At 66.2% G+C, this 12,368-nt stretch carries 13 protein-coding genes; 6 read left to right on the top strand and 7 right to left on the bottom strand.

Features of this window, described 5'->3' with window-relative positions:
- Positions 1-411 precede the first annotated feature (411 nt).
- Complete coding sequence (locus tag ACFVDP_RS00960; RefSeq protein ID WP_383481142.1) at positions 412-567, top strand: hypothetical protein; 156 nt, start codon at positions 412-414, stop codon at positions 565-567.
- Positions 568-938: 371 nt separating this feature from the next.
- Here ACFVDP_RS00960 and ACFVDP_RS00955 read toward each other — a convergent pair whose 3' ends face one another.
- Together ACFVDP_RS00955 and ACFVDP_RS00950 are read right to left on the bottom strand one after the other, a co-directional pair.
- Positions 939-1,412, bottom strand: coding sequence for a MarR family winged helix-turn-helix transcriptional regulator (locus ACFVDP_RS00955; RefSeq protein WP_383481139.1), 474 nt, complete (start codon positions 1,410-1,412; stop codon positions 939-941).
- A 114-nt stretch (positions 1,413-1,526) separates the two neighbouring features.
- The gene (locus ACFVDP_RS00950; RefSeq protein ID WP_383481136.1) at positions 1,527-3,026 is read right to left on the bottom strand and encodes an MFS transporter; all 1,500 of its coding nucleotides are present in this window, start codon (positions 3,024-3,026) and stop codon (positions 1,527-1,529) included.
- A gap of 309 nt (positions 3,027-3,335) precedes the next feature.
- On the opposite strand from ACFVDP_RS00950, the gene metG reads away from it, so the two are divergent.
- Entirely contained in the window at positions 3,336-5,060 is a 1,725-nt protein-coding gene (metG, locus tag ACFVDP_RS00945) for a methionine--tRNA ligase (protein WP_383481133.1), read from the top strand.
- 43 nt (positions 5,061-5,103) lie between these two features.
- Here metG and ACFVDP_RS00940 read toward each other — a convergent pair whose 3' ends face one another.
- The 3 genes from ACFVDP_RS00940 to ACFVDP_RS00930 all read right to left on the bottom strand — a co-directional run bounded on the left by ACFVDP_RS00940 (position 5,104) and on the right by ACFVDP_RS00930 (position 7,624).
- Positions 5,104-5,439, bottom strand: a complete 336-nt coding sequence (locus ACFVDP_RS00940) for a hypothetical protein (protein WP_383481130.1) — start codon at positions 5,437-5,439, stop codon at positions 5,104-5,106.
- Positions 5,436-7,121 (bottom strand): cytochrome c oxidase subunit I, encoded by a 1,686-nt coding sequence (ctaD, locus tag ACFVDP_RS00935; protein WP_383481127.1) that lies wholly within the window; start codon positions 7,119-7,121, stop codon positions 5,436-5,438. The genes ACFVDP_RS00940 and ctaD overlap by 4 nt, the downstream gene beginning before the upstream one ends.
- A 203-nt stretch (positions 7,122-7,324) precedes the next feature.
- On the bottom strand, positions 7,325-7,624 hold the full coding sequence (locus ACFVDP_RS00930) for a hypothetical protein (RefSeq protein ID WP_383481124.1): 300 nt from the start codon (positions 7,622-7,624) through the stop codon (positions 7,325-7,327).
- A gap of 408 nt (positions 7,625-8,032) precedes the next feature.
- Here ACFVDP_RS00930 and ACFVDP_RS00925 point away from each other — a divergent pair, with 408 nt between their 5' ends.
- Complete coding sequence (locus tag ACFVDP_RS00925) at positions 8,033-8,671, top strand: histidine phosphatase family protein (RefSeq protein ID WP_383481121.1); 639 nt, start codon at positions 8,033-8,035, stop codon at positions 8,669-8,671.
- 282 nt (positions 8,672-8,953) lie between these two features.
- Here ACFVDP_RS00925 and ACFVDP_RS00920 read toward each other — a convergent pair whose 3' ends face one another.
- On the bottom strand, positions 8,954-9,154 hold the full coding sequence (locus ACFVDP_RS00920) for a hypothetical protein (protein ID WP_383481118.1): 201 nt from the start codon (positions 9,152-9,154) through the stop codon (positions 8,954-8,956).
- A gap of 354 nt (positions 9,155-9,508) precedes the next feature.
- Here ACFVDP_RS00920 and ACFVDP_RS00915 point away from each other — a divergent pair, with 354 nt between their 5' ends.
- A complete protein-coding gene (locus tag ACFVDP_RS00915) occupies positions 9,509-9,661 on the top strand; it encodes a hypothetical protein (RefSeq protein ID WP_383481115.1) in 153 nt (50 codons plus the stop codon).
- Positions 9,661-10,695, top strand: coding sequence for a hypothetical protein (locus tag ACFVDP_RS00910; protein WP_383481113.1), 1,035 nt, complete (start codon positions 9,661-9,663; stop codon positions 10,693-10,695). The genes ACFVDP_RS00915 and ACFVDP_RS00910 overlap by 1 nt, the downstream gene beginning before the upstream one ends.
- Here ACFVDP_RS00910 and ACFVDP_RS00905 read toward each other — a convergent pair.
- Positions 10,665-10,919 carry a hypothetical protein gene (locus ACFVDP_RS00905; protein ID WP_383481110.1) on the bottom strand — a complete coding sequence of 85 codons (255 nt, stop codon included), beginning with the start codon at positions 10,917-10,919 and terminating at the stop codon, positions 10,665-10,667. The genes ACFVDP_RS00910 and ACFVDP_RS00905 overlap by 31 nt on opposite strands.
- Positions 10,920-10,939: 20 nt before the next feature.
- On the opposite strand from ACFVDP_RS00905, the gene ACFVDP_RS00900 reads away from it, so the two are divergent.
- Positions 10,940-11,686 carry a phosphotransferase family protein gene (locus ACFVDP_RS00900; protein WP_383481107.1) on the top strand — a complete coding sequence of 249 codons (747 nt, stop codon included), beginning with the start codon at positions 10,940-10,942 and terminating at the stop codon, positions 11,684-11,686.
- Positions 11,687-12,368: the final 682 nt, after the last annotated feature.

The raw sequence follows: 12,368 nt of genomic DNA, 5'->3' as shown, positions 1-12,368 counted from the left end.
AATGGTTGTTGTGGGGCACTCGCGTCTGCGTAAGGCACTTCGGTGCGGATGATCGAGGCGACGGTTGGCGGTGAGCTCGGTGAGGACGGACGTGTCTTTGACCGGCCATCTGCCGTCATGGGATCTCACCGTCGTCCTGGTGATCCTGACCGTCGTCGCCGTGGCTGCAGTGACCATTTCGCTCCGTAGTTGGCGCTCGCCGCACTCACACGGAACCGAGAGCAACGCCACGAGAACCCCTGTGGCGTTGCTCGATCAACTGACTGTTGCCCCCCACTTGCAGGGATGCAGGAACGGGCGGGAACTCCCCTTCTCGACGGCGTGCGCGCCGAGGGCCGGGGTACAGGTTGTGAGCCCGCGGAGATCGACTCCTGCACATCAACTCGCACAACTCGAACGAACGGAATCGTGATGATTGTTCTCGGACTGATCCTGCTGATCATCGGCCTGCTGGTGGGCCTGGGCCTCCTGACGACCATAGGTGGAATCCTGATCCTGGTCGGCGCGATTCTGTGGATCCTCGGAGCCACCGGGCGTGCCGTCGGCGGGCGCAAGCACTACTTCTAGTCCTGCGGCAAGAGGCCGCTGCCCTGCCGAGCCGCCCTTCCTGCTCCGGGGGATCACGCCCCTCAAGAAATGTCCCTCCGGCGACCTCTCCGCCGTGACGCCCGCGGCCTGTTCCGCTGAGAACAGCCAAGGGCGGCACAACTCGACGCGATGAGCGTAGTGATGCCGGAGCCGAACACTGCCGTCGTGATGCCCACGGACGCCGGGACATCTGCCATCCGCCAGATGCCCGGCGTCCTCATGTGGGCGGCTGTGTTCTACGACTTCACGCTCTGGCGCCGAGCATCGACGCCCAGCCCGTGCGCGTGGCTCCCGGCGTCACGAACCATCGGGCCCGCGGCGGGCCCGGAGGCCGCGATCGGACGAGGCGCCTACGCCTTGGTCGCCCGGTCGTAGGCGGCCACCGCCCGCTCGAGAAACGCAGCCACCACGGCCTGCTCCTGCACCGTCATCGACTCAACGATCTCGCCGATGCCCACGACAAGTGGCTCGACATGTTCGAACGCAGCCTCTTCCCAGTCCTCCGCCGGCGCCACCAGCACCTTGCGCCGGTCACTGGGATGAGGCTGTCGGCGTACGTGTCCGCCGTCCGCCAGGCGGTCGATGACCAGCGTCATCGCCGCCGTCGACGTACTGAGTTCACGGGCCAGTTCGCTCGGCGTCACCGGGCCGGCGCTGACGAGACGGTCCATCACCGCAAGCCCGGCGGGATCAACATGCATCTGCCGCCCCAGGTACCGCTCGAACCGCTGCTGGCGACGGGTCAGGTTCCGCAACTGGTCGCGGATGGTCCTGTCCTCCGCAGGGGCTCCGGGCTGGGGATCGGTGGACCGGTTGGCAGTCATGGCGCGGAATCTGCTCCTGGATCATTGAAGGCGTAGGCAACCAATGATGCGACACAGGCCCTAGGGGCAGGGTAAGTCGGCGGGAGGATCACACAGAGACGTCCCTTGGAGGGATCACACAGAGACGTCCCTTTTCGAACCGGAGCCGGCCGGACCGCTGTCGGAGGCGGACGGGCCGGCGACGGCGTGCTGTTCCTCCTCGGGCCGGCCCTTCTTCGGCAGCAGGAAGGTGATGGCCAAGAACGCCGTCAGCAGACACGCCTGGACGATCAGCGCATGGTGGAAGCCGGTGGTGAAGTCGCCGGTCTTGGCCCGGGCGAAGAACACCGAGCCGAAGATCGCTACACCGATGGAGCCGCCGATGGCCTGCACCGCGGACAGCACGCCGGAGGCGGAGCCGATCTCGTCGTCGTCGACCGCGGCAAGGATGAAGCTGAACAGAGCGGCGATCACCATGCCCGCCCCGATACCGGCCACCGCCACCCCCGGGGCGATGTCCCAGATCGAGAACGAATCGGCGCTGAGACGATCGAGTTCGACCCAGAGCAGCGCCGCACCGGCGAGCTGGATCACCGGTCCGGCCTGGAGGACCTTGCGGCCGATCCGGTCGGCGAGTAACGCACCGCTGACCGCGCCACCGATCGCCGTACCCACCGCGAGCGGCAAGTTGCCGAGACCCGCGTCCCCGGCGCTGAAGTGCTGGCCGATCTGCAGGAACAGCGTGAGCACGAGCTGCGTGCCGATCAGCCCGCCGAAGAACAGCGCGATCCCGCCGAGCCCGACGGTGAAGGCGGGCTTGCGCAGCAGGCGCGGGGTCACCAGCGGCTCACGGCCCACTGCGGCGGTGCGCCGCTGTTGCAGCGCGAACAGACCGAACCCGACCACGGAGGCGGCCATGCACAGCCAGGTCCACAGCGGCCAGCCGTCCTCCTGTCCCTGGTTCAGCGGTAGTACGAGCAGCGCGCAGGACGCTACGACCAGGCCCGCGCCGACCATGTCGACCCGGATGGTGCGGTCGCCCTCCTTCTTCGGGACGAACTTCGCGGCGATGACCAGGGCCGCAAGCCCGATGGGCACGTTGACCAGGAACACCGAGCGCCACCCGAGGCCGAAGAAGTCGCCCTCGATGAGGAAGCCGCCAAGGACCGGGCCGATGATGCCGCCCAGGCCGAGCACGGGACCGAAGATCGCGAAGACCTTGGTGAGCTCGGGCCCGGAGAAGTTCTCGCGCAGCAGCCCCAGGCCCTGGGGGAGCAGCATCGCCCCCGCGGCGCCCTGGAGCAGCCGGAAGGCGATCAGCGACTCGATGTCGGGAGACAACGCACACAGCAGCGAGCTGGAGACGAAGGCCGCCAGACCGGTCAGGAACATCCGGCGCCGCCCGTAGCGGTCACCGAGCCGACCGCCCAGGACGAGCCCCGCCCCCAGTGTGAGGGCGTAGCCGCCGATCACCCACTGCAGCCCGACGGAACTGGCACCGAGGGATTCCTCCAGCGCGGGCCCTGCGACGTTGACGATCGACGCGTCCAGGAGATCCATGACCTCCGCGACGATCATCACCACCAGGATCAGCCATCGCCAGCGGTACGGCTCGGCGCTCGGGTCGACACCCATCTTACCTCAGATCATTGATTACCAATATTCTTAGCAAGATTGAGAGTAGCCAGTGCTGCCCTGCGGATGTCAACCGCATCCGAGAGTGCGGCTCCACAGGCGGGTACGGACCGGTCGTTGCGACGCCGATGGAAGAGGTCGGCCGGCAGCAGCCCGCGGAGGCGACACGTCAGGCCCACGTACGATGAAGGGCGCTCGGCCGTCCGGGACTCGCTTGGCCGCCTCTCTCCGACGGCCGGGCGCTTTGGTACTTCCAGTCGGCCCGGAGCAGCTGGGCGGCTCGTACACATCGGAATGGAGCATCCAAGGATGGCCCGGCACCTGGTAACCAGCGCACTTCCCTACATCAACGGGATCAAGCATCTGGGAAACATGGTGGGCTCCATGCTCCCGGCGGACGTGTACTCCCGCTATCTGCGCCAGCAGGGCCACGAGGTCCTCTACATCTGTGCCACGGACGAGCACGGCACTCCTGCCGAGCTGGCCGCCAAGGCCGCAGGTCTGACGGTCGCCGATTTCTGCGCCCGGGCACATGAGGCGCAGCGTGCCGTCTACGACGGATTTGCCCTCTCCTTCGACCACTTCGGCCGCAGCTCCTCTCAGCAGAACGTTGAGATCACGCAGCACTTCGCGCGCAAACTGCACGAGAACGGCTTCATCGAGGAGCGCGCGATCCGGCAGGTGTTCTCACCGGCGGACGACCGCTTCCTTCCGGACCGGTACATCGAGGGCACCTGTCCTCACTGCGGCTACGACAGGGCCCGGGGCGACCAGTGCGAGAACTGCACCCGGGTGTTGGATCCCACGGACCTCATCGATCCGCGGTCGGCGATCAGCAACTCCACCGAGCTCGAGGTCCGCGAGACCAAGCACCTTTTCCTGCTGCAGTCGAAGCTGCAGCACGAGGTGGAGGCCTGGATCGACGAGGTGGCCGACGAGTGGCCCCAGCTGGCGTCTTCGATCGCCCGAAAGTGGCTGACCGAGGGCCTGCACGATCGTGCCATCACCCGCGACCTGGACTGGGGCGTGCCCGTGCCCGCCGACACGTGGCCGGACCTCGCGGCCGAGGGGAAGGTCTTCTACGTCTGGTTCGACGCCCCGATCGAGTACATCGGCGCGACCAAGGAATGGGCGGACGCCGCGGGCGACGGTCAGGTCCGCGACTGGAAGTCGTGGTGGTACGGGCCTGACGGTGCCGACAACGTGCGGTACACGGAGTTCATGGCGAAGGACAACGTCCCCTTCCACACCGTGATGTTCCCGGCCACCGAGCTGGGTGTGCGGGAGCCGTGGAAGAAGGTCGACTACGTCAAGGCCTTCAACTGGCTTACGTACTACGGGGGGAAGTTCTCCACTTCCCAGCAGCGCGGCATCTTCACCGACCAGGCTCTCGAACTCTTGCCCGCCGACTACTGGCGCTACTTCCTCATCGCGAACGCCCCCGAGTCCGACGACTCGGCGTTCACCTGGGAACACTTCGCGGCCACCGTGAACAAGGACCTGGCCGACACCCTCGGCAACTTCGTCAATCGCGTGCTGTCTTTCTCCCGCAAGCGGTTCGGCGACCACGTTCCTGCCGGGAAGGAGCGGGGCGCGGCCGAGGCGAAGCTGGGCGCGGAGATCGCCGGGCTGCTCGCCGACTACGAGGGCCACCTGGAGGCTCTGCAGTTCCGCAAGGCGGCTCAGTCGCTGCGGGCCCTGTGGTCGGCCGGCAACTCCTACCTGGAGGAGAAGGCCCCCTGGCTGGAGATGAAGACCGACCAGGAGGCCGCGGCGACCACGCTGCGGACTGCGATGAACCTGATCCACCTCTACGCGGTGATCTCCGAACCCTTCATTCCAGTCTCCGCTGCCGCCATGCGCACCGCCTTCTCGCTGGAGGCCGACACTGCGACTTGGGTGACTGCAGAGCAGGCCCGCGCCCTTGACGCCGTCCCCGGTGGCACCGCCTTCACGGTACCGCCGGTGCTCTTCGCGAAGGTGTCCGAAGAGGACCTGGAGTCCTACCTGACGCGCTTCGGCGGTGAGAGCTGAACCGCCTCGCTCAACTGCGACGATCCGGTGGCATCGACTTGGGTCACCTCTGCACGATGTAGGTGCAGACCCCGACAGCGGCGCCGAACCCGCCCGCGCACAGGCCGAGGCAACGCCTTTTGAGCCGGGCGTAGCGTGCCTCGTATTCGGCGCACAGTTCGACGGTCCGGTTCACGATGTGCAGCAGCCCTGCCTTGTGCATGGCCAGCCGCTGTGTCACGAAGACGTGCTCGATGTCCTCGCGCTGGGCCGTGGTGAGCCAGTCCAACTGCCGGGTGAACTCGTCGGCCTCGGCCCGGGCCGAGACCACCTTCGAGTTCCACAGCAGGTAGCCCTCCACCTGCCGGATGCCCACGGTCACGTCGTGTTCCGAGCTCATGCGGACGTGACCTCGTGGTGCTTGGGGTCGAGGGCGGCGATGTCGGGGTGGTTCAGGTCGAATGCCGGGGATTCGGAGCGGATCCGCGGCAGGGTGACGAAGTTGTGGCGCGGCGGCGGGCAGGACGTCGCCCACTCCAGAGAGCGGCCGTAGCCCCAGGGGTCGTCGACCTCGACCTTCGTGCCGTACTTGGCTGTCTTCCAGACGTTGTAGAGGAACGGCAGCAGGGACAGACCGAGCACGAAGGAGGAGATGGTGGAGAGGGTATTGAGCGCGGTGAAGCCGTCGGCGGCGAGGTAGTCCGCGTACCGGCGCGGCATGCCCTCGACACCCAGCCAGTGCTGCACCAGGAACGTGCCGTGGAACCCGCAGAACAGCGTCCAGAACGTGATCTTGCCGAGGCGCTCGTCCAGCATCTTGCCGGTGAACTTCGGCCACCAGAAGTGGAAGCCGGCGAACATCGCGAAGACCACCGTTCCGAAGACGACGTAGTGGAAGTGCGCCACCACGAAGTACGAGTCGGAGATGTGGAAGTCCAGCGGCGGGGCCGCCAGGATCACCCCGGTGAGGCCGCCGAAGAGGAAGGTGACGAGGAAGCCGATCGACCAGAGCATCGGCGTCTCGAACGACAAGGACCCCTTCCACATGGTGCCGATCCAGTTGAAGAACTTCACGCCCGTCGGCACGGCGATCAGGAATGTCATGAAGGAGAAGAACGGCAGCAGCACGCCACCGGTGACGTACATGTGGTGCGCCCATACCGTCACCGACAGGCCCGCGATGGCGATGGTGGCGCCGACCAGTCCGTTGTAGCCGAAGATCGGGTTACGGCTGAAGACCGGGATGACCTCGGAGACGATGCCGAAGAAGGGCAGCGCGATGATGTAGACCTCGGGATGCCCGAAGAACCAGAAGAGGTGCTGCCACAGGAGCGCGCCCCCGTTCGCCGCGTCGAAGACGTGCGCCCCGAACTTCCGGTCGGCCTCCAGCGCGAGCAGCGCGGCCGCGAGGACCGGGAAGGCGAGCAGCACGAGGACGGCGGTCAGCAGCACGTTCCACACGAAGATCGGCATGCGGAACATCGTCATGCCAGGGGCACGCATGCAGACGATGGTGGTGATGAAGTTGACCGAGCCGAGGATCGTGCCGAAACCCTGGAAGGCCAGACCCATGATCCACATGTCGGCGCCGATGCCGGGCGAGCGGATGGCGTCGGACAGCGGGCTGTAGGCGAACCAGCCGAAGTCCGCGGCTCCCTGAGGCGTGAGGAAGCCACCCACCGCGATCAGCGAGCCGAACAGGTACATCCAGTAGGCGAACATGTTCAGCCGCGGGAAGGCGACGTCGGGAGCGCCGATCTGGAGCGGCATGATCCAGTTGGTGAAGCCGATGAACAGCGGGGTGGCGAACATCAGCAGCATGATCGTGCCGTGCATGGTGAACGCCTGGTTGAACTGCTCGTTCGAGACCAACTGCGTTCCCGGCCGCGCCAGTTCGGCCCTCATGACCAACGCCAGGACGCCGCCGACCAAGAAGAACAGGAACGATGTCGTGAGATACATCGTTCCGATGGTCTTGTGATCAGTGGTCGAAAGCCACTTCACGACGACCGAGCCGGGCCGGCGCGCAGGGCCGGCATCAGTAGGGGGCGCGGCGGGCTTCAGGTTTTCCAGGGATGCCATCAGGCCGGTTCACTCTCGTCGGTGGTGCTGCTCGGGCACCACCACGACTAGCCCATGCACTCCCGGGAACCCGCGTCATCCATCTCCGGGCAGCGCCGGTTCCCACGAATGCAGCAGCAATTGAGAGTGCTGACTCAACCCGTGGCGGGGCGGGATGGATCCCGCCCCGCACATCCGGGAGCTCTACGCCGCTACGGAGCCCGTCACTGCACGGCGCCGTCCGGGATGCACACGTATCCCGGGCCCCATCCGTTGCGTTCCACGTGGCTGGGTTCCGCGGAGCGAAGGCAGAAGAGCCATGCCTCACGGTACGACGGGTCGGTCAGGATCAGATTCTGCTCGTCCTGATCGGCACGGACGAGGCTGTCATAGGCCTCGTCCGACATGATGACCGCACCGGCACCCGGCTCGGGGTCGGCGGCCGAAGCCGCGGTGGTCCAGGCTGCGGACGCGGACAAAGCCAGAAGGACGGCGACGGCGCCGGTGGCACTGCGGATGCGCATCTGAAAGGGCTCCCTGTTTCGACGACGGAACATCGGCTGCTCAACTCCGGAGCCCCGACTTGGTCACGCCACCGGGCCGGGGAGCCATGTCAGGCGGCGTCGGCGCTTTTCAGCTCGCGTTTGAGGTGCTGGAGTGTCCCGAAGCGCTCGGCGGCGACGGCCGAAGCCAGACATCAAGGGCCTGGACCAGATCCGTTACGTCAGCGAGCAGACCTTCGCCATGCTCCACCGGTTCAACGGCTTCGCCGTCCGACGACGGGAACGACGCCCCGAACTCCGCGACTCCTGCACCTCGTTGGCCTGCATGCTGATCTGCGAGAGGTGCCTCAAGACGACGAGTCGTGCCTGCGAGCGGCTAAGGTAGCGCGCCGTGTTCAGCAGGACACCCTGACTCGGAGGCAGACTCGCGTGCGCAGTCTTTACGTCGTCACCCACCCGGAGGCCACACACCACGTGGAGGGAGTCGTCGGCGGATGGCACGACTCGTGCCTGACGCCTGCCGGCGTTCGTGCGGCAGCTTCCATCGCCGAGGCGCTTCGCGCTCAGATCCCAACCGGCGCCGAAGTGGAGCTGTTCTCCTCGGACCTGCAGCGCACACGGCAGACTGCGGAGGCGGTTGCCTCCCGGCTCCAGGTGCGGCCGACTTTCGATCGTCGGCTGCGGGAGAAGTCCTACGGCGAGGCGGAGGGGAGGCCGCAGGAGTGGCTGAACCGGCGTTTCATCCCGCCGCCGGCTGTCGGGGAGCGGATGGACCATGACGAGGGTGTGGAGGGCGCCGAGACGAAGGAGCAATGGGTACGTCGCATCTACGCGGCCGTGGAGGAGATCCTGACGCATCCCTGCGAACACCAGATCATCGTGACGCACGGCGGCTCGCTGACATTCGTCCTGGCATCCTGGATCAAGATGCCGATCGAGTCTGCCGGCTACGCAAGTTTCCGGGTCTCCTCCGGCAGCATCACCACGCTGCGCGAGGACGACTTCTTCCACAACCGACAAATCGTCAGCCTCGGCGACACCCGTCACTTCAATGGCGCGCAGCGATGATTCCGCTTCTCGGGCACATGTGAGCAGGGCGTTTCGGTAAGGCCCTGCTGCGAATTGCAAAGGGCAACGCCCCGGAATCGGATGTCATGCACGAAGAGTTTCGAGGCATCTTCGGCTCTTGTCCGGCCAGGGGGGGGCGAGGGCCAGCGCATGCCCTCGACCGTCGACTTCGAGGGGTGGGCTGCGGGCCTTGCCACTCGCCGGGCCCTGGGCTGGTGGCCTCCCTCCGGTACCCGTCGGAGTGACGGGTACCGGAGGGAGGCCACCGTCGTCAGTACGCCGTCATCCCCCCATGAAATTGTGTGCGACCACGCTGGTTTGCTCATCGGAGGGCTGCATCTGACCAACCGCTCCCTGTGCGACCACCTTCACCTCATCGGTGATCACCTGCGCGGCCGCTGCCAGTGGACCGCCAGCGACAGACCCCACCAATATCGCGGCAGCTGCCGCAATGAACACGGATTTCCCAGCCTTACGGTTCATCAATACTCCCCCAAAACGGTTAACGAACGGGCAATCCACCACCTCGATCGCCCCCAAGTTCGAGCCCCGAATCCACAGTGGATACCCGGATCCTGATCCTATGGAATCCCGCCAGCGTCATCAACAAGAACTGCACGCAGACCCCAAGCACCACCAATCCACCATCAGTCAGATTCACCTGACAGCCGTTTCGAACGGATGTACCGTACGGGCTGTCAAGATCTCGGAACTGAGAGTTGCGGCCTGCGCGCCGCCAGCGGGGGCTGATTCCAAGTGGCTTCACTTGCCGATTCCGGTACGTCGTCCAGTACGTCAGCTACTCGCGGAGGAACGAGTAAGACCGACACCAAGCTCATGGACCAGGCGGCCAACTCCCTGGTCGACCTGCGCGGTGACATCGAGAACGTCGACGACACGGCCGACGCCGCCTTCGCCACCATGGCCAAGGTCCGCACGGAGTACGAGAACGCCGCCGTCGAGGCGGGACGCATAGGCAAGTTGCCCTGATGAACAAGAAGGGCCGCCTCACCCACGCCGAGGTCACCAAGCTCAACCTGTTGCTGTCCGCCAACAAGAACCACCCCGAATTCTCCCGGGACTTCGCGGTCAAGACCGGCGCAGACAACGTACTGAGCAAGTACAACGAGCTCATGAGCCCACCGGGCGGAACCTCGCTCTCCAAGGCCGAACTGGCCCAGCTCAAGGATCTCAAGGCGAATCTGGGCACCACCATCGCACGGCGACCAGGTCGGACGACCACCGCAGGACGCCAGGACAGCGATCGGCACCTCCACGGCCAAGTCTCTTCGGCTGGCTTACCACGCCGCGGGGATCGACATGCCACAAGAGGACATCGACGTGGACAGCGGCACCATCGAACGGACAGCCCAGAGCGGATACGCGGAGGGCGCGACCTGGAACTCCTCGGTGAACGACAAGTGAGCACCACGACCAACTGGCGCCCCCAGTACCGGACGATCGCCGTCATCGCGCTGCTCCTGCCCATCCTGAACGGCTGCAGCAGCGACGAGAGCCCACCCGACGCATCCAGCACCGCAGCCGCGGTCTGCGACGGCAAGCTCTCCGGCTCGGTGTTCGGCCCTCTGGTCGGGGATGGCGGCATCACCTCCGAGGACACCAGCCGCTTCCACCCGACCTCTTGGACGGCATACGGGTACTGCTTCCTGGACGGTGAGGAGCAGTCCGTCCGCGTCTCCTACCTGTGGAGAAAGATCGTTGACAACGGCGTCGGCACATCGCCACCCCGGAGTGACACGAGCCCGACGCCGTCCTCCACTTTCGCAGGGACGGTTGACACCTTCACCGTGGGTTCCGCGATTGGCGCGGTGACCGACAAGCGAGCAGTCATCGACATTCCGTGCGTCGCACCAGGGGTGTTCGAGAAAGGCAAGGCCACGCTGGAGGTCGAGGTCACGGGCATGCCGCCGTATCAGGGCATGGATGCGGCGAAGCGCCACCAGTACGTCACGGCAGCCAAAGAAGCCACCCGCTACCTGGCCGGAGACGTGTTCTCCTGTTGATGCGCTGCCGGTGAACTCTCGCCGGGGCACGGGGAATCGGCAACAGGCCGGTGCGAGCCGATGTACGCGAGTACGTCGGCGAGCACCGTACTGACGAGGCCGCGGTACTGATCGCGGACGAGACCGGCGACGTATAGATGGGCACCCACACCGTCGGAGTCCAGCGCCAGGCCGCGACCGGTCGCGCAGTCACCCGCGATAAACCGGGCGACGTCGGCGATCATCCCCGGAATACTGGGCGCCCATGGATGAGGTCAAAGTCGTTGTCGCCCACTCCGAGCGAGCGACCCTGCGCGTCGGTGACATGTTCCTGAAGGTCGACGCCGATCAGGCACGCATCGACGCAGAGGTCGAGGCGATGTCCCTCGCGCCGGTCCCCACCCCGGAAATCCTCTGGCACAAGCCGCCCGTGCTCGCGATCGCCGCCCTTCCTGGCGCGACGCTCGGGCGCCTCGGCGGGCCGTCGACCGGGTCATCGACCGCGTGGGCCGCGGCGGGCGCCGCTATCCGGAAATTGCACGATGCTCCGTTGCCGCCCCGGCACGGCCGGGCGGGCCGGAGCAGCGGCGCGCTGGCGGCGGAACTCGACGCCGAGTGCGAGTTGCTCGTGGCGAACGGCGTTCTGCCCGCCGACCTGGTCACCCGCAACCGCCAGGTCGCCGAGGCCGCGCTCCGGCCGTGGACGGCGGCGTTCACGCATGGCGACCTGCAGATCGCGCACGTCTTCGTGGACGGCGATGAAGTCACCGGCATCATCGACTGGTCCGAGGCGGGTCAGGGCGATGCTCTGTACGACCTCGCCACCTTCACGCTCGGACACGAGGAGCACCTCCACGATGTTATCGACGGCTACGGCACCGACGTCGACCTTGATGTGATCCACGCGTGGTGGTCGCTGCGCAGCCTGCTGGCAGTCCGCTGGCTTATCGAGCACGGCTTCGACCCGTCCGCGCCGGGCTGCGAAATCGACGTACTGAGATCCCGCATGTGAAACTCCGCGGGCCCGACTGCCGTGCGTACCCTCCGACGCACCGCACAGGCCCCTGGGATGCACCGCTGGCATCCTGACGCGGAGATTATCCTCAGCTTTCCTGGCCTCGGTACCCAGCTCGATGCTTGTGTTCTGGCCGAGATTGGGTCGCGCAGTTCGAGACGCGACACCGGCTGCCCCGGGGGCTGTCGCCTGCGCCTTCCGTGTATGGGCCTTGGCGCTTCATGAGTGGCCAGACCACGGATCCAATCGTGGACACGGAATCACGAGTTGGAGAGACAAGCATGCCCGAACACTCCTGGAAGGGGCAGCCGCATCCATGCGACGGAAGGCGCGTCGCGAGCTTCTCATGACGGTCGCCCCTCTGGACGACCGATTCCTGGCGCGGACACTGCAAGATCCCTTTGCTCCTGGCTCCGACCCTTGGTGGAAGCGCCGGCTCAGATGGCGGCTGCTTCCAGGCGAGGCCGACAGCGCCAGTGACTTCAAGTGCTGCTACCTCTCATAAACACTTGCAGCCTCTCAGAGCCGGGACCGCCGCTGAGACCCGTCAACATCTGCTCTTCCTTCTGCTTACGGAGCCACTCAAGGGACGGAGCCTCCTCCTCAAGCTCCGCGCCGCAGCACCAACCGAGCGACCGGCGTCGTGAAGGCAGTCCGTGTCCTGACCTCGCATCGACAT

Origin of the sequence: Streptomyces sp. NPDC057694 (assembly GCF_042799415.1) — a bacterium.
In the GTDB taxonomy this organism is placed as follows: Bacteria; Actinomycetota; Actinomycetes; order Streptomycetales; family Streptomycetaceae; genus Streptomyces.
Note: the sequence above shows the minus strand (reverse complement) of the source record. Positions and strands in the feature narration are given on the sequence as shown.

Coding starts and splice junctions, on each gene's coding strand:
- ACFVDP_RS00960 (WP_383481142.1), top strand. CDS start 412: ATGATTGTTCTCGGACTGATCCTGCTGATCATCGGCCTGCTGGTGGGC.
- ACFVDP_RS00955 (WP_383481139.1), bottom strand. CDS start 1,412: ATGACTGCCAACCGGTCCACCGATCCCCAGCCCGGAGCCCCTGCGGAG.
- ACFVDP_RS00950 (WP_383481136.1), bottom strand. CDS start 3,026: ATGGGTGTCGACCCGAGCGCCGAGCCGTACCGCTGGCGATGGCTGATC.
- metG (WP_383481133.1), top strand. CDS start 3,336: ATGGCCCGGCACCTGGTAACCAGCGCACTTCCCTACATCAACGGGATC.
- ACFVDP_RS00940 (WP_383481130.1), bottom strand. CDS start 5,439: ATGAGCTCGGAACACGACGTGACCGTGGGCATCCGGCAGGTGGAGGGC.
- ctaD (WP_383481127.1), bottom strand. CDS start 7,121: ATGGCATCCCTGGAAAACCTGAAGCCCGCCGCGCCCCCTACTGATGCC.
- ACFVDP_RS00930 (WP_383481124.1), bottom strand. CDS start 7,624: ATGCGCATCCGCAGTGCCACCGGCGCCGTCGCCGTCCTTCTGGCTTTG.
- ACFVDP_RS00920 (WP_383481118.1), bottom strand. CDS start 9,154: ATGAACCGTAAGGCTGGGAAATCCGTGTTCATTGCGGCAGCTGCCGCG.
- ACFVDP_RS00915 (WP_383481115.1), top strand. CDS start 9,509: ATGGACCAGGCGGCCAACTCCCTGGTCGACCTGCGCGGTGACATCGAG.
- ACFVDP_RS00910 (WP_383481113.1), top strand. CDS start 9,661: ATGAACAAGAAGGGCCGCCTCACCCACGCCGAGGTCACCAAGCTCAAC.
- ACFVDP_RS00905 (WP_383481110.1), bottom strand. CDS start 10,919: ATGATCGCCGACGTCGCCCGGTTTATCGCGGGTGACTGCGCGACCGGT.
- ACFVDP_RS00900 (WP_383481107.1), top strand. CDS start 10,940: ATGGATGAGGTCAAAGTCGTTGTCGCCCACTCCGAGCGAGCGACCCTG.